The organism is Lentzea indica, from assembly GCF_012184385.1.
Classification (GTDB): Bacteria; Actinomycetota; Actinomycetes; order Mycobacteriales; family Pseudonocardiaceae; genus Lentzea; species Lentzea indica.
The window spans coordinates 1-16,091 of sequence record NZ_VSRL01000203.1; the positions used below are offsets into that span (position 1 = coordinate 1).

Annotated in this window: 13 protein-coding genes; 8 read left to right on the forward strand and 5 right to left on the reverse strand. The window is 68.0% G+C overall.

Annotated features, from left to right (window positions below):
* The first annotated feature begins 16 nt into the window (after nucleotides 1-16).
* The 3 genes from FXN61_RS36610 to FXN61_RS54795 all read left to right on the forward strand — a co-directional run bounded on the left by FXN61_RS36610 (nucleotide 17) and on the right by FXN61_RS54795 (nucleotide 1,902).
* Nucleotides 17-1,360, forward strand: coding sequence for a thiamine pyrophosphate-dependent enzyme (locus FXN61_RS36610; RefSeq protein WP_223165759.1), 1,344 nt, complete (start codon nucleotides 17-19; stop codon nucleotides 1,358-1,360).
* Nucleotides 1,361-1,474: 114 nt separating this feature from the next.
* Nucleotides 1,475-1,687 (forward strand): hypothetical protein, encoded by a 213-nt coding sequence (locus tag FXN61_RS36615; protein WP_167978517.1) that lies wholly within the window; start codon nucleotides 1,475-1,477, stop codon nucleotides 1,685-1,687.
* 92 nt (nucleotides 1,688-1,779) lie between these two features.
* On the forward strand, nucleotides 1,780-1,902 hold the full coding sequence (locus FXN61_RS54795) for a hypothetical protein (RefSeq protein WP_281360794.1): 123 nt from the start codon (nucleotides 1,780-1,782) through the stop codon (nucleotides 1,900-1,902).
* A 318-nt stretch (nucleotides 1,903-2,220) separates the two neighbouring features.
* Here the strand turns inward: FXN61_RS54795 and FXN61_RS36620 are convergent, their stop codons facing one another.
* Entirely contained in the window at nucleotides 2,221-2,901 is a 681-nt protein-coding gene (locus FXN61_RS36620; protein WP_312878272.1) for a MarR family winged helix-turn-helix transcriptional regulator, read from the reverse strand.
* Between the two features lie 210 nt (nucleotides 2,902-3,111).
* Between FXN61_RS36620 and FXN61_RS36625 the strand changes: the two genes are divergently transcribed.
* Together FXN61_RS36625 and FXN61_RS36630 are read left to right on the forward strand one after the other, a co-directional pair.
* The gene (locus FXN61_RS36625; protein WP_312878273.1) at nucleotides 3,112-4,446 is read left to right on the forward strand and encodes a glutamine synthetase family protein; all 1,335 of its coding nucleotides are present in this window, start codon (nucleotides 3,112-3,114) and stop codon (nucleotides 4,444-4,446) included.
* Nucleotides 4,447-4,456: 10 nt separating this feature from the next.
* Nucleotides 4,457-6,943, forward strand: coding sequence for a DEAD/DEAH box helicase (locus FXN61_RS36630; RefSeq protein WP_167978519.1), 2,487 nt, complete (start codon nucleotides 4,457-4,459; stop codon nucleotides 6,941-6,943).
* A gap of 7 nt (nucleotides 6,944-6,950) precedes the next feature.
* Here the strand turns inward: FXN61_RS36630 and FXN61_RS36635 are convergent, their stop codons facing one another.
* The 4 genes from FXN61_RS36635 to FXN61_RS36650 all read right to left on the reverse strand — a co-directional run bounded on the left by FXN61_RS36635 (nucleotide 6,951) and on the right by FXN61_RS36650 (nucleotide 13,081).
* Complete coding sequence (locus FXN61_RS36635) at nucleotides 6,951-7,700, reverse strand: PIG-L deacetylase family protein (protein ID WP_167978520.1); 750 nt, start codon at nucleotides 7,698-7,700, stop codon at nucleotides 6,951-6,953.
* A 42-nt stretch (nucleotides 7,701-7,742) separates the two neighbouring features.
* Entirely contained in the window at nucleotides 7,743-8,834 is a 1,092-nt protein-coding gene (locus FXN61_RS36640) for a cytochrome P450 (protein ID WP_167978521.1), read from the reverse strand.
* Entirely contained in the window at nucleotides 8,813-11,293 is a 2,481-nt protein-coding gene (locus FXN61_RS36645) for an FAD-dependent oxidoreductase (protein ID WP_167978522.1), read from the reverse strand. Before FXN61_RS36645 ends, FXN61_RS36640 begins: the two co-directional genes overlap by 22 nt.
* A gap of 81 nt (nucleotides 11,294-11,374) precedes the next feature.
* A complete protein-coding gene (locus FXN61_RS36650) occupies nucleotides 11,375-13,081 on the reverse strand; it encodes a fatty acyl-AMP ligase (protein ID WP_167978523.1) in 1,707 nt (568 codons plus the stop codon).
* Nucleotides 13,082-13,339: 258 nt separating this feature from the next.
* Here FXN61_RS36650 and FXN61_RS36655 point away from each other — a divergent pair, with 258 nt between their 5' ends.
* The 3 genes from FXN61_RS36655 to FXN61_RS36665 all read left to right on the forward strand — a co-directional run.
* A complete protein-coding gene (locus FXN61_RS36655; protein ID WP_167978524.1) occupies nucleotides 13,340-14,131 on the forward strand; it encodes an acyl carrier protein in 792 nt (263 codons plus the stop codon).
* Nucleotides 14,132-14,595: 464 nt separating this feature from the next.
* Nucleotides 14,596-14,883, forward strand: a complete 288-nt coding sequence (locus FXN61_RS36660; RefSeq protein WP_167978525.1) for a hypothetical protein — start codon at nucleotides 14,596-14,598, stop codon at nucleotides 14,881-14,883.
* A 351-nt stretch (nucleotides 14,884-15,234) separates the two neighbouring features.
* Nucleotides 15,235-16,091 (forward strand): LytR/AlgR family response regulator transcription factor (locus FXN61_RS36665; RefSeq protein WP_167978526.1); only part of this gene is annotated, 857 nt, incomplete at its 3' end.

Consider the following 16,091-nt stretch of genomic DNA (forward strand, 5'->3'; position numbering starts at 1 on the left):
CGACGGCTCCGGCGGAGTGCACCTGCTCGCGGCGATGTCGCACACCGACTCGCTGGTACTGGCCCAGGTCCTGGTCGACACCAAGGTCAACGAGACCAAACGTTCCGCCGCGCTGCTCGACCAGCTCGACCTGAAGCGAACGTCGCCAGATCTACGTGGAGCTGCTCCAGACATGATCGACCTGGAGTGCGAGCCGCCGAGGGGCGTTCTGCAGCCCGCCAGGATCCTGTCGGACGAGACCAGTCTCGAACAGTTGGTCGCCCAGATCTGCGCAGAACTCGAAAACGCCGAGAACCCCATGATCTGGGTCGGCGTGGAGATCGATCGACTCGGACTGCAACAGCAGACCCTGAGGCTGATCCAGCGACTGAACGTCCCGTTCGTCACGGAACTCATGAGCAAGGCCGTTCTTCCCGAGGATCATCCGCTGTTCGTCGGCGCACTCGACGGCCAGGCGTCGTCGACCCCGGTAATGGATCTGGCCAGGGCGTCAGATTTCATACTCGTCCTCGGCGTGTGGCTGACCGACATCAACTCGTTGGGCTGGGAACCGGACTTCGACAAGACGGCGTTCGCGTCGTTGGACGCCGTCAAGTTCGGCACCTATTTCGGCGGACAGGTCGCGCTGGAGCACCTGATCGGCGGAATACTGGCAAAACCGCTCACACCCAGGGTCTGGAATCTTCCGGAGAAGCCGGCCCACAGCACACCAACCGTGAGCCCGGTCGACGGGATCACCTACCAGGGGGTCTACGACTTCATTCAAAGGTACGTCGACGAGAAGACCATCATCGGCAGCGATCCCAGCATGAACTACTTCGGCAGTCTGTTGCTCGACGTGCCCAGCCCAGGAAGGTTCGTCGGTCAGTCCTCCTATTCATCGATAGGTTACATCGCGCCGGCCGCGACGGGCATCTGCCTGGCGAAGAAGAGCGACCAGAGGGTTATGGTCTTCTCCGGTGACGGCGGCTTCCAAATGACCACCCAATGCCTCTCGACACAGACCCGCTTCGGGCTCGACCCCATCATCTTCGTCATCAACAACGGGGTCTACGGCGTCGAGCAGTGGCTTGCCGATTCAACGGTCTTCCACACCGACAAGCCGTTCTACACGTCCTGCACCCTGCACCCGTGGAACTACAGCAAGCTGTCAGGGGTGTTCGGATGCCAGGGATGGATGGCCGGCACGGGAACTCCTTCAGTCCTCGCGGCCGTACCTCCGGATCCTGCGCAGCACGCGCAATCAGCGCATTGGTCAGATCGCCTGTCTTGCGGAAGAGACCCAGCTGAGCGGCCAGCCTGCCGAGGGTCTTCTTCGGGTCGACCAGCGCGAACCGGTCCTGCTCCCAGCGCGCCCTGACGTCGTCCTCCTGCTGTTTCCGAGCAGCCGCCACAGCAGCTCCCCTGCTCTGCATAGCCTGTGCGCTTTCCAAGTAGTACGCGCGGAGTCACGTGCAGCGCGATCTGCCTGCTGTTGCTGGCCCCGCTGCTGGGCGTCTGGCTCCCGATCGGCTCCGTCCTGCTCGCGCTGCCGATACTCCTCGTCGTCGCGGTCAGCGCCTACGCCTTCGGCCTCACCGTCGGCTTGCTCGCGTTGCGGTTCATGCCCGCACGCAACCTCCTGGGCAGGCTCGCCAGCATCCTCCTCATGATCATCACAGGCGTGCAGGTCCCCGTCGCATTCTGACCAGACTGGATCCAGGTGATCAGCCAGGTGCTTCCGCTGACTCACGGACTCCGGGCCATCCGCGACGTGCTGGGCGGGCACCCACCCAGCAGGTGCTCACCGGGGTCGCACTCGAGATCGCCGTGTTCGCCGGCTGGATCCTCATCGCCGTGCTCGTCTGCCGCACGCTCTTCCAACTGGGCAGGAAGGACGGTTCCATCGAGTTCGGAGGCTGAACGCCGCAGTTCGGCATTCTCGACACACCGCACGATGATCGGTTCCCGGAGCCCGCTGGTGTTGCGCCGGCCTGACCGCCACCCGCCGCTCACCGGATCCAGAGTGATCCAGATGGGTTAGAACGCTACTACCCCCACTAGGATTCGATCTCCTCCTCGGCGAATGCGGCTGCGCTGCGCGCACGGGGTGGCCCGACGAGGTCTGGCTGTTCCAGCCCGACGGCGACACCTTCTCCGAGGCCGCCTCTGGCATATCAGACTCCGGCAACGCCGAAATGGGCGACCCATTCACGGTGAGTCGCCCACCCGACACAGGCGTCAGCCGTGCTTGGCCCGCCGCCCGGAACGGCGCGGCGGCAGCGGCGTGTCCCCGCGCAGGTCGAGCCGGCGCTGCTCGCCGTTGGCATCGAGGTGCGTCACCATGCGGCGCAGCATCTCGGCCAGCGACTGAGCCTCCGACGACTCGAGCGGGTCGGAGACGAAGACCTCTTCCTCGTTGAACTTGGGGAAGAGGTCGGCCATCAGCTCTTCACCCTCAGGGGTGAGCCGAAGGACCGCGAGGCGCCCGTCGGTCGGGTGACCGAGGCGCTCCAGAAGCCCCCGTGACTGCAGCGTCTTGGCGACGCCCGTCAGGGTGCCCTTGGAGATCCCGGCCTCCTCGGCCACGTAACGCGTCTCCATCTCGCCCCAGATCCACACGACCCAGAGCACGACGAAGCCGGTCCAGGTCAGATCGCTGGTGCGCAGCACCGAGTTCTCGAGGTGCTGGCGAATCGCGGTCGCGGCGCGGTGGATGTTCGACACCGCCGCCATCTGCTCGCGATGCAGCGGCACCGCACCGAGCTTCGCCTGTACGGCTTTCTCGGTCTCGGCAATCGTGTGGTGACCAGACAACTCAAAGTCTCCCGTGCTCGAGCTCAGGTGTTCCCGGCACAATACTTGCGGTTCCGAACTATGTCTGTGATGTGGTGCGAGTCGGTACACAACCACTTTGATCACGATCCCACATCGTGCATGATCTCGTGACGGTCGTCACCCGTCCAGTTACGGACTGTTGCCTCGTGGTGGACGATGAGTGTGGAGCACCACTGAGACCGATCGCGGTCTTTGCTCCACGGACGGATCGATAGCGTTTGTCCCTCAACGTTATCTCCTCCGCGCCAGCGACACACTGTGCCGGAAAGGTAGTTCGACGTGGTCGGTGAACAGGTGACACGGGAACTCGCGTCGAGACTCGGCGAGGACGGGATCGACGTGGTGCGCGTCGTCTTCCCGGACCTGCTGGGCACCGACCGGGGCCGTGACATCCTCGTGGAGCATCTACCTGCGGTTACGCAACGAGGGCTGTCGTTCTGCCGGGCCGTCTACAGCACCACGCCCGGCGGCAAGACCACCGAGAACGGGGGTGTGCTCGACGCCGGGCTGCCCGACGTGATCGTGGTCCCCGACCTCGACACCCTCCTCCCGATTCCCTGGGAGCCGGGGGTGGCGTGGTGCATCGGCGACGCGGTGAGCCCCGCTGACGAAAGACCTGTCGACGAATCGCCGCGGCAGGTGCTGCGCAGGGCCCTGGAAATATTCTCGGCGACGGGCCTGTCGCCGGTGGTCGGTCCCGAGTTGGAATATTTTCTCTGCGAGCCGGACGAAGATCGCCCGAACGGGTGGCGTCCCTACTGCGACGAGCCGGGCAACGTGTATGCGACCGGACGCCGAGGCGATTCGGACGGTCATCTGTTGAGAACTCTCCGCACTCTCAGCTCGGCGGGCCTGCAGACGACGGGCGGCAACCACGAGTACGCGGGCGGGCAGTTCGAAATCAACCTCGTCCATTCGCCCGCCATGGATGCCGCCGATCGCGCGTTCCGGTTCAAGACGAGCGTCAAGGAGCTGGCAAGACGCGAGGGCAGGCTGGCGACGTTCATGGCCAAGCCGTTCAACGACGGCGGTGGCAGCGGCTTCCACCTGCACCTGTCGTGCCACGAGAAGGACGGCCGCAACGCGTTCCAGGCGGCGGGCACCTCGCACGGCCTGTCGGACGAGGCCCGCTGGGCGATCGGCGGCATCCTCAAGCACGCCCCGGCGCTGGCCGCGCTGCTCAACCCGACGGTCAACTCGTACAAGCGGTTCGGCCCGGACTCGCTCGCGCCGTGGCTGATCGACTGGGGCCTCGACAACCGCAGCGCGATGCTCCGGGTGCCGGCCGAACGCGGCGAGACCACCCGTCTCGAGCTGCGGCTCGGTGACGCGAGCGCCAACCCCTACCTCGGCATCGCCGGCCTCATCGGGGCCACCTACCTGGGCATTCGCGACAGGATCGAGCCGCCGCGGCCGTCAGCCGGTTACGGGTACGACCCGTCGAAGGCTCCGACGCTGCCGGCCACGCTCCCCGACGCACTCGCCTATCTGGAGGAGGACACGGCGATGGTCGAGGTGCTGGGCAAGGACTTCGTACGGTCCTATGTGGACTTCAAGTGGGAGGAGGTGGCCCGCTTCCAGCGGTTCGTGACCGACTGGGAGTTCACCGAATACGCGTACCACCTATAGTTCACCTGCGATGACTGCACTCACGGACCGGCTCACCTCGATCGCCGACGAAGACGAACTGTTCGACACCTTCTCCCACTGGGCCGCCGAACGCGGCCTCGCGCTGTACCCGGCGCAGGAGGAGGCGGTCATCGAACTCGTTTCCGGGGCCAACGTCATCCTCAGCACGCCGACGGGGTCCGGCAAGAGCCTGGTGGCCATCGGCGCCCACCTCGTGGCCATGGCGGCCAACCAGCGCAGCTTCTACACCGCGCCGATCAAGGCGCTGGTCTCGGAGAAGTTCTTCGCGCTGTGCGAGGTGTTCGGTCCGGAGAACGTCGGCATGATGACCGGCGACGCCAGCGTCAACGACCAGGCGCCCATCATCTGCTGCACCGCGGAGATCCTCGCGAACATCGCGTTGCGCGACGGTGTCACGGCCGACGTCGGCCAGGTCGTGATGGACGAGTTCCACTTCTACAGCGAGCCCGACCGCGGCTGGGCGTGGCAGGTGCCGCTGATCGAGCTGCCGCAGGCGCAGTTCCTGCTGATGTCGGCGACGCTCGGCGACGTCACGTTCTTCGAGAAGGACCTGGCCCGGCGCACCGGCCGCCCGACGGCGGTGGTCCGCTCGGCCCAGCGCCCGGTGCCGTTGAACTTCCAGTACGTCTCCACGCCGTTGCACGAGACGATCGAAGACCTGTTGCACGGCCGTGAGGCGCCGATCTACGTCGTGCACTTCACCCAGGCCGCCGCGCTGGAGCGCGCGCAGTCGCTGATGAGCGTCAACGTCGCGACGAAGCCGGAGAAGGAAGCGATCGCCACGTTGATCGGCAACTTCCGCTTCTCCTCCGGGTTCGGCAAGACGCTGTCGCGGCTCGTTCGGCACGGCATCGGCGTGCACCACGCCGGCATGCTGCCCAAGTACCGCCGCCTGGTCGAGCAGCTGGCCCAGGCCGGTCTGCTCAAGGTCATCTGCGGCACGGACACGCTCGGCGTCGGCATCAACGTGCCGATCCGCACCGTCGTGTTCACCGCGCTCTCGAAGTACGACGGCACCCGCACGCGCATCCTGAAGGCCCGCGAGTTCCACCAGATCGCGGGACGGGCGGGCCGCGCGGGCTACGACACGGTGGGCACCGTCGTCGTGCAGGCGCCCGAGCACGAGGTCGAGAACATCAAGGCGCTCGCCAAGGCGGGCGACGACCCGAAGAAGCGCCGCAAGGTCGTGCGCAAGAAGGCTCCTGACGGGTTCGTCTCCTGGAGCGAGTCGACGTTCGACCGGCTCGTCGGCGCCGAACCCGAGCCGCTGACGTCCAGCTTCCAGGTCTCGCACGCCATGCTGCTCAACGTGATCGGCCGTCCCGCCGGCGGAGCGTTCGCGGCGATGCGGCACCTGCTGGAGGACAACCACGAGGACCGTCCGAAGCAGCTCAAGCACATCCGGCGCGCTCTGGCCATGTACCGGGCCCTGGTGGCGGCCGGTGTGGTGGAACGCGACGGTGACGACTTCCGGCTCACCGTCGACCTGCAGTTCAACTTCGCGCTGAACCAGCCGCTGTCGCCGTTCGCCCTGGCCGCGATCGAGCTCCTGGACCGCGAGGCGCCGGGCTACGAGCTGGACGTGCTGTCGGTGATCGAGTCCATTCTGGACGACCCGAGGCAGATCCTGGGCGCGCAGGAGCACAAGGCGCGCGGCGAGGCGATCGGCGCGATGAAGGCCGAGGGCATCGAGTACGACCAGCGGATGGAGCTGCTGGAGGAGGTCACGTACCCGAAGCCGCTCGCCGAGCTGCTGGAGGCGGCGTTCCTGACCTACCGCCGCGGCCACCCGTGGGTCGGCGACTACAACCTCTCCCCCAAGTCCGTCGTGCGCGACATGTACGAGCGCGCGATGACGTTCACGGAGTACGTGTCGTTCTACGGCCTGGCGCGCTCCGAGGGCCTGGTGCTGCGGTACCTGGCCGACGCCTACAAGGCGCTGTCGCAGACGGTGCCGGAGGAGGCGAAGACCGAGGAGCTCAACGACCTGACCTCGTGGCTGGGCGAGCTGGTCCGCCAGGTCGACTCGTCGCTGATCGACGAGTGGGAGAAGCTCACCAACCCGGACGCCCCTGTCGAAGAGGTCCGCGTCGACCTGCCGCCCGCGGTCACCCGCAACGTCCGCGCGTTCCGCGTGCTGGTCCGCAACGCGCTGTTCCGCCGCGTCGAGCTGGCCGCCAAGCGCGACTGGTACTCGCTGGGCGAGCTGGACCACGAGTCCGGCTGGACGGCCAAGGAGTGGATGGACGCCCTGGAGCCGTACTTCGAGGAGCACTCGGACATCGGCGCAGGCCCGAACGCGCGCGGCCCGGCGTTCCTGATCATCAACGTCGAGCGCGAGCGCTGGGTGTGCCGGCAGATCTTCGAGGACCCCGCCGGTGACAAGGACTGGGGCTTCAACGCGGAGATCGACCTGGCGGCGTCCGACGAGGTCGGCGAGGCCGTCGTGGTCATCACCGACGTCGGCCGCCTGTAGGCGCGGGTCAGAACTCCGGCGGTGCCTGCAGGTCGTGGGCGCGGAGCAGGACGGCGTGCTCGACGCCCATGGCCTCGCCGCTCATCGCGGTGAACTTCGGGATGAAGTCCGCGGGGGCGGGGTGGCCAGGAAGCGCGGCCAGATACGCGGCGTGCGCTTCGAGCGAGGCAACTCCGCGGCGCAGCGGCTCACCCGTGATGTCGACGCCGTGGGTCGCGCCGGAGCCGGGAAGCCCCGGGACGATGTACCAGCGCGCGGAGTGCGGTTCGAGGTCCTCGTCGTCGATCTGCTCGGGGAAGACCCAGCGGTTGCCCGCGTCGCGCACCGCGTCGAGCGTCGCGAGCCCGGCCGCCCGGTGATCGGCCTGGTCGAAGCCGAAGGGCGTCTCGATCTCGTACCCGGTGCCGAGCACGACGTCGGGCTTGAACCTGCGGATCTCCCGGCAGATGTCCCTGCGCAGGTCGAGGCCGTAGACGAGCACGCCGTCCGGATGTTCGAGGACCGTCAGGTGCTTGACGCCGACGACGGCGCAGGCGGCCTGCTGCTCGGCCACGCGCAGGCGAGCCGTCTCCTCTGGAGGGTTCGGCATGCCCGCCTCACCGCGGGTGAGCAGGAGATAACCGACCTCGATGCCGCGCGCGGTCCAGCGGGCGACGGCTGCGGACGTGCCGTACTCCATGTCGTCGGGGTGCGCGACGACGCAGAGCACGCGCTGGATGGACTCTTCGGGGAAGGCGGGCAATGTCATGCCGGCCATCCTTGCGCGTCCAGGGCCCGCCGTCCGGTATTTCGGACCTCCTCAGTCGACGAGCAGGTGCAGTGACTTGAGGCCGCGCAACGCCGGGTCGGGCCGGAACACCGGCTCCCCGGCGTCCGGATCGAGCCGCAGCCCCGGGAATCGCCGCGCCAGCATCGGGAACAGCACCTGGCCTTCCAACCGGCCGAGGAACGCGCCGATGCAGTAGTGGATGCCCGCTCCGAACGTCAGGTGCGTGACCGCCGACTCCCGCGTGAGGTCCAGCGTCTCGGGATCGGTGTACCTGGCCGGGTCGCGGTTGGCCGCGCCGAGCACGGGGAACAGCAGTTCGCCGGCCCTGATCCGCTGGCCGCCGATCTCCAGGTCCTCGCTCGCGAGCTGCGGGGTGATGATCGGCGCGGGCGAGTCGTACCGCAGCAGCTCCTCCGCCGCGGTCGCCGCGATGGGCTCGGTGCGCAGCAGGGCGAGCTGAGAAGGGTTGCGCAGCAAGGCGAGCACGCCGTTGCCGAGGTAGTTCGCCGTCGTCTCCAGGCCGGCGTTGATCAGCGAGATGACGTTGACGATCAGCTCGTCGTCGCCGTCCCATTCGCCGCGCTCGCCGAACAGATCGGCGTCGGACGCCCTCAGCTGTTCGGAGATCAGGTCGTCGCACGGACGTCGCCGGCGCTCGGCCACCAGGTCGCGCAGGTAGTCCATGAGCGAGTCCATCGCCGCGGAGGAGGCGTGCGCGACGGCGATCGGGTCCGTGCCGTATTGCCCCTCCCCCAGCGTTTTCATGACCTCGGTGCCCCACCGCGTGAGCTGCCGCTGGTCTTCTCGTGGCACGCCGACGAGATCCATCACGACGCGCGCCGGGAACGGGTAGGCGACCTCGGCGAGGAAGTCGCCGCCGGTGAAGTCGTCGAGCAACGAGCGGCAGGTCGCCTCCACGATCGCTCGGCGGTGCTCCATCGCACGCGGGGTGAAGCTGCGGTTCATCAGCTTGCGCAGCCGGGTGTGGCTGGGGCGGTTGCTGAACGGCAGCGACGAGTCCAGGCGCCGGACGAACGGGTTCATCTCCGCGAGGACGTCGCCGGGGAGCCTGGCCATCAGGGTCGCGGTGGACGGGCGGATCACCGTCGTGCGGCGCAGCACGTCGGTGACGTCCGCGTGCTCGTCAGCACCCAGCCGTCCAGCGCGTCGTCGTAGTGGACCGGCGCGAGGTCCCGCAGCAGCGCGTAGAACGGGTACGGGTCGGCGAGGAAGTCCGGGTGCATCGGGTTGATGTGGATGGACGACTCGACGTGCGCCGCCGGTGGCGGTGGAGGCGGCGGCACCTGGGCGATGGCGGTGCGAACGGCGTTGGCCAGCGTCGTGAGCGCGGGTGGGACCAGCATCGTGAAGTGGTCACCGGGGACGCTGACTACCTCCAGCGAGCCCATCGGGACGCGTTCCCAGCCGTTCGCGGGCGAGTCGGAGAACAGCTCGACGTGCCTGTCGTCCTTGAGCACCTCGGGGAAGCCGCCGGTGGCCTTGATCAGCGTGACGTCGAGGTCAGACGCGGGCGGCTCGTACCGCACGAGCGCCTCCACCTGGGCCTGGTAGACGCCCATGATCGTGGCGATGTGCTCCTCGACGGGCCGGGCGCCGGACGCGCCGAGGAACCGGCCGAGTTGCTCGCGTTGCTCGGCGGGCGTCAGCGACTGGTCGACGCGGCGGCGGGGTGCGCCGTTGTCCTGGAACGAGTGCTGCCGGATCGTCCACAGTTCCTCGATCACCGCGCGCTCGTCCCACGGCGGCTCCTGCTGTCCCGGCACCGCGGGGTACGCGTCGATCATGATCACGCGCGCGACCTCGTCGCCGCGCCGCCGCAGCTGCCTGCCGACCTCGTAGGCCACGATCCCGCCGAACGAGTGGCCGCCGACGAGGTACGGCCCGTACGGCTGGACCTGCTTGATCTCCGCGACGTACCGGGCGGCGAGCTCCGGGATGTCGTCCACGGGTTCCTCGGTGCCGTCGAAACCCGGTCCCTGCAGGCCGTAGAACGGCTGGCCCTGCCCGACCGCGCGGGCCAGCGGAAGCAGGTAGTACGCCGCTCCGACCGCGCCGCCGATGCAGAAGAACGGCCTCGGCGTGGTCAGCGCGAGGGCCAGCGAGCTGCTCGACTGCGGAACGTCCTGGCGCGCAAGGTTTTCCGCGACGGCGTCCACAGTGGGCAGTTCGAGGAACAACGTGTGCGGCACCCGGAACCCGAGCCAGTCGGAGAGTTCGCTCTGCAGTGTCGCCACCGACAGCGACTCCAGGCCGAGCGAGGTGAGCGGCGCCGACGGCGAGACCGCGAACTCGGGCACGTGCAGCTCGGCCGCGATGTGCTTGACCAGCCACTCGCGGATCGTCTGCGTCGTCGTGACGGCGCGGCTGCCCGTCGCGGCACCGAAGTGTTCTGCCACAAGGTCTTCGGCGTACACGATCGCGCACTCGACCAGTTCGAACGCCGGGAGGCTGCCGACGTGGAACGTGTTCAGCTCGCCCTGCAAGGCCTCGACGCGGTCGAGGACGCCGGTGGCCAGATCGTCGGACCCGAAGTGCGGCAGGAACTTCCAGTCCTTCCGCAGGTACGGCTTGCGAAGCAGGCCACCCAACACCGTGACATCTTCATCGAACGCATCGGCCCCGTACGCGTAGCAGGTGTAGACATCGCTGTCCTCGTAGCGGTGGTGGAACGACACGACGTTCCTCGGTTGCGCGACGAGCGAGAACGCCTCGCGCGGCAGCCCTTCGGCCGCGCACACCATCGTCGAGTAGTCGAGGTACCGCACCCGTGCGGCGATGCCGCGTTCCTCCGGCGTCGCGTCGAGTGCCGGAACCTGGTCGATCGGCACGGTCAGCACGATGGCGTCCGCCTCGATCCACTCCCCCGCCTTGACCCGCACCCCGTCGGCGTTGCGCACGATCTGCTCGATCTCGACGTTCAGCCGCACGTCGAGGTCCTGCGCGACGCGCTGCCAGAGCGAGCCGAAGCCGCCCTTGATCGTGAAGCTGCCCACGTGCCCGAGCAGGTCGCGGGTGCTCGACAGAAGTCCCGTCATCTCCGCGTACTTCAGGAAGTACAGCGCGGGAACCTCATCGAGCCGCCCGTAGCCCGCCGCCGTGTACCCGGTGCCGAACGACTCGGCCATCGCCTCCAGCCCTTGCTCGCGCAGCCACTGGCTCGCCGGGATGCTGAGCGCCTTGGCCGAGTGCGCCAGGCCGGGATCACCGAGGCGCGGGAACTCCGCCTCGCGAATCGCCGTGTACCGCTGGAAGTTCTCGTAGGTGAAGAACGCCGAACTCTGCGGCCGCGACTCGCCGTTCGCCGCGTCGAACACCCGATGCGGTGTCGTCGGCTCGGTTTCGAGGCCGAGCTCGGTGACCAATGCGGCCAGCCGCCGGTACTGCGTCGTGCAGACGTGACCGCCGAGATCGAACGCGTGACCGCCGATGTCGACCGACGCGCACTTGCCACCGACGTCCGCACCCCGTTCGAGGACGATCGCCCGGTGACCGGCCTGGCGCAACGCGCGGGCCGTCGTGAGACCACTGACACCCGCGCCGACGATCACCACGGTCTTCATGTCAGACCCGCTCGCTACTCTTGAAATTGGGGGAACCCGGCAGGAGTCGTGTGTGTGGTGCACGCCCATCACGCGCGCCCATCACACACGGCCTTCGAGGAACGCCTGACGGCATGCCCGCCGCCGCACCTTCCCACTGGTCGTCTTCAGCACCAGCCCCTGCGGCCGCACCACCACCTCGTCGACCGCCAGCCCGTGCGTCTCGAACACCCGTCGCCGCGCGGCCTCCGCGATCTCCGCGCACTCCGCGTCCGGCGCCTTGGAACGGGTCTCCACGAACAGCACGAGCCGTTCGCCCTCCTCACGCGGCACCCCGAACGCGACGACACCACCCGGCCGCACACCGGTGTGGCAGTCCCGCACGGAGTCCTCGATGTCCTGCGGGTAGTGGTTGCGGCCGTTGATGATGATCACGTCCTTGAGCCGTCCGGTGATGAACAGCTCGCTCTCGTGGAAGAACCCGAGGTCACCGGTGCGCAGGTAGAACCGCTCGTCGCCGGGGACCTGGGCCTCGAACACCCGCCGGCTCTCGCTCTCCATGCCGAAGTAGCCGGCGGCCTTCGTCCCCGAGGTCACCCAGATCTCGCCGACGCGGTCGCCCGCACACGGCAGGCAGGTCTCAGGGTCGACGATCAGCACGTGAGCCGAGGGCTTGGTGACGCGGCCGCAGCCCATGACGGGCAGGCCGTCCGGCGACGCGAGCACCTCGCCGCGTTGCAGCGCGGCGCGGTCCAAACGCAGCACCGCCTTGCCGCCCATCGACACGCTGACCGTGTGCTCGGCGAGACCGTAGGCCGGGTAGAACGAGGATCGGCGCAGGCCGGCCGACGCGAAGGCGGTGCAGAAGGCGTCCACTGTGGACGCGCGGACCGGTTCGGCCGCGGACATCACCACGCGCAGGGCGCTCAGGTCCCACGCGGCGCGTTGTTCGGCCGTGGTCTTGCGGACGGCCAGGTCGAAGGCGAAGTTCGGTGCGGCGGTGTGGGTGGCGCGGACGCGGGACATCACGTCGAACCACAGGGCCGGGCGGTGCAGGAACGACAGCGGCGACATCAGGTAGCTGTGCGAGTTCCCGGTCAGCGTGCTCAGGATGACGCTGATCAGGCCCAGGTCGTGGTACTGCGGCAGCCAGAACACGCCGACCGTGTCGTCACCGAGGCCCAGGTCCAGGGCGTTCGCGCTGATCTCGCAGGCCAGGTTGCCATGCGTGATCACGACGCCCTTGGGTGACGCGGTCGAGCCGGACGTGTACTGCAGCAAGGCCGGTTCGTCGACGGAGACGGGCGCGTGCCAGTCGAAGGACGAACCGGGCCGCACCCGGTCCGTGCGATGCCAGCGCAGGCGGGGCCACTCCGGCTTGGCGCGGTCGAAGAAGCCGGTGACCGCGCCGACGGTGCGGGCGCGTTCGTAGGCACCGTTGGTCAGCACCGCACGAGGCGCACAACTGTCCACGATGGACCGGAACCCGGCCATGTCGTGGCCCAGCCGCATCGGGTTCGGCGGATACACCGGCACCGGGACGACACCGGCGGTCAGGCAACCGACGAGCGCGCGCAGGAAGTCCGGGCCGGGAGGGTAGACCAGCAGCGCCCGGTCGCCAGGACGGAAGCCCCAGCCGCGCAGCGCGCTCCCCACAGCCGTCGCGGCTTCGCCCAAAGCCGAGACGGTGACCGTCTCCTCGTCGCGGCCGTGTTCGTCGACGAACGTGAACAGAAGCCGTTCGGGAGAGCGTTTCCGCAATGCCTGAAATGCGGAAACGACGGTGTCGGGAGAGGCGCTCGTTTTCATCGCGATGGACGGTATCCCTCCCACGTCGGCTGCGGAACCCTCCGTTACCCGAATAGCCGACACCAACTGACACATTGTTGTCACAACAAGACAAGCCACTTGACTCGAACCGGGCTTTGAGATTCCCTGTTTACTCCACGGTCAAGCACACTCAGGACTGTTGACCTGCGCAAACAGGTCATTTGCCCACGAATGCACCTGCTAGGTCAGCCGTTGTCACCGGTTTCCAAATGAGACGTGAAGCGACCCCGGAATGAGATGTCCTCCCTTTCTTCGCCCGCGCACGTGCTGCTGTCACTCCTGTCCGCGCGAACAGGACGTCCGGCCGCGACTCTCACACCCGAACTCGAACTGACAGCGGATCTGCACCTCGGCTCGCTCGCCCGCGTCGAACTGCTCATCGCGTTGCGCACCCGGCTGCCCGGCCTGCCGGCGATCACCGTCACCGAGGCCTGCGGGTTCCGCACCCTCGGCGAGTTGCAAGCGGCACTCGAAGGCGAACACCTCCGCGAACCGGTACCGGCGCCTCGCGACTTCAGCGTCGAAGTCACGACCGCCGAGTCGCGCAGCCCACTGGCGTGGATGATCGAATGCTTCGTCGCCGCCTCGGGCGCGACGACGTTGCGCGACGTCTCCCTGCTGCGCGATCCCGGCACCGGAACCGGCCCGATCACCGTGCGTGGTCAGGGAAAACTGCTCGCACTGGTCTCGAATGTCCTGCACGGACGTGCCAGAATCGCCGAGCCGAGTGCGCCGCACGAGCCCGCAGCACCGAAGATCGTCACTGTCCGTGGTCCCCACGCGCTCGACGAATGCTTCCGCGAAGCCGCGGACTGGGCGCACGACGAGTTCGGCGGCACCGCGACGGCGAAGAACGTGCGTGAGGTCCGCGTGCACCGCACCGGACTTCTGTCCACTCCCGGAAAGGTCGCCATCTCCGCCGGACGGGTGCGGGACGGGCGGGCCGAGTGCGATGTCCTCCTGATGGACGCGGACGGCTCCGCACGGATCGGGCTGCGCGGCGTCCTACTGCTCCGCCATCCGCGTTGAGACAACGGCGGGACTGCCGGAGAACCGTTCGATAATCCTGTATGAACCCGAACGACTGAACTCCGCACACGATCGCCCACATCAGCGGCATCTCACTGCAGCAAAAGAGTTAATACATCTGTCGAGAAGTCCCCGACCGGGAACGCAAAGCGGTGATTGATGCGGCGCAGGACACACCGATTCGGCCCAACACCCCCGGCGCCACCTGGCCTACCAGGCACGTAGAACCGACAGCGCGTCGGGAAACACCGACTAAACGTCGAAACCCGTTCATTTCAGCCGCCCGCCATAAGAACGCACCAGTTGAGACGAGCGCCTGTTGAGACGGAATGGAGGTGCGATTGACCGGGTGGTCCCGGTGGGGGAACATCATTGCGCTGGACCACAGCGGCCGAGATATGGTGTTGCTCAGCGGGGGAAATTTCCGAACTCGTCCTCTCGCGCAGCACGACGGGAGGATAGAAGTGGACCCGGCACTGGACGCGCTGCGCGACCGGCTGGCGGAGATCATCGCGTCGCCGCCGGACAACACCGACGACCTCGTCGACACGCTGAGCGGTCTCGCCAAGCTCTCGAACCAGTGGTCCGAGGCGATCCAGGCGCTGCGCGCGCCCACCCGCAGACTCATCGGCCCCGCCGCGGCCGCGTCGGTGAGCGTCGCCGCCCGCCGCGCGGAGGAGTCGTTCATCGAGCTGGAGATCACGCTCGGTGACGCTTTGGCGGCCCAGCCCAGGGCGGTCCGTCAGACCTGACGCTCCGGCCCGGCAGACGGCACAAGGCTGACAAAAACGACAACGAGGTGCCTGACCAGGCAACTGCACGCTGCGTGATAGCGGATTCCGTCTCGCATCCGAGACGCACCCGATCGGAGGGTTTCCGCACGTCCTCCCCCTGACGGATGATGCGCCGGACCAGGCTTCCGGGCGGGAGGGGGATGACGCATGCGCACGTTGCGCGGCCGGACCCCCGCGGCGGGTCACCCTCCGTGAGGGGGCATGATCGCGTATCCGACGCCCCTCGGCTCACCAGGCGCGCGATGACCGAGCGTGGTCTAATCGCCGCCACGTGAGGATCGGCCGTACACAGTTTGGACTCGATCTCGAATGACCTCAGGTCTGCCCTGCCCCGTCTGCGAGGGGCCGGATCGACGTGGCAGCCTCGAGCGATCCCTCCGGGTGCTCGCCGTCGACGACGAGGCACCCGCGCTGGAAGACCTCGTGTACCTGTTGCGCTCCGATCCGCGCATCGCTCACGTGGAAGCGGTCACCGACGCCACGAAGGCGCTTCGGGTGCTGCACCGCGCGATGGACGCCGGGCAGCCGCTGGACGCGGTGTTCCTCGACATCCGCATGCCGGGGCTCGACGGTCTCGACCTCGCCCGCGTGCTGTCGCGGTTCGCGCAGCCGCCGCCCGTGGTGTTCGTGACGGCGCACCAGCAGCCCGCGGTGGAGGCGTTCGAGCTCAAGGCGCTCGACTACCTGCTCAAGCCGGTGCGCCAGGAACGGCTCGCCGAGTCCGTGCACCGCATCGTTCACGAGGTCTGGGACTCCAAGACGGCCGCCGAACCCACCGCCCCTGCTCCCGCGCAGTCCGCGAACGCGACGCCGCCGGAGATGGGTGACGAGGTCATCCCCGTCGAGCTCGGTGGCGTCACCCGTTTCATCCGCCTCGCCGACATCCGGTACGTGGAGGCGCACGGCGACTACGCCCGCCTGCACACCGCGACCGGCAGCGGTCTCGTGCGCGCGGCGTTGAACGGGCTCGAAGAACGCTGGCGCAGCGCGGGATTCGTCCGCATCCACCGCAGCCACCTGGTGTCGCTGGGGCACATCGACGAGCTGCGGCTCGAAGACGGGCATCTGAGCGTCACGATCGGCGGCGCCGTGCTGCCGGTCAGCCGCCGTCACGCGAGACACCTGCGGCAGCTGCTGGTGCGGCGCGCCCGGCCGGCACCCGTGCC

What these genes read in the sequence shown, in the direction of transcription:
- FXN61_RS36630 (WP_167978519.1), top strand. Translation starts at nt 4,457, where the DNA reads ATGACTGCACTCACGGACCGGCTCACCTCGATCGCCGACGAAGACGAA.
- FXN61_RS36645 (WP_167978522.1), bottom strand. Translation starts at nt 11,293, where the DNA reads ATGAAGACCGTGGTGATCGTCGGCGCGGGTGTCAGTGGTCTCACGACG.
- FXN61_RS36650 (WP_167978523.1), bottom strand. Translation starts at nt 13,081, where the DNA reads ATGAAAACGAGCGCCTCTCCCGACACCGTCGTTTCCGCATTTCAGGCA.
- FXN61_RS36635 (WP_167978520.1), bottom strand. Translation starts at nt 7,700, where the DNA reads ATGGCCGGCATGACATTGCCCGCCTTCCCCGAAGAGTCCATCCAGCGC.
- FXN61_RS36655 (WP_167978524.1), top strand. Translation starts at nt 13,340, where the DNA reads ATGTCCTCCCTTTCTTCGCCCGCGCACGTGCTGCTGTCACTCCTGTCC.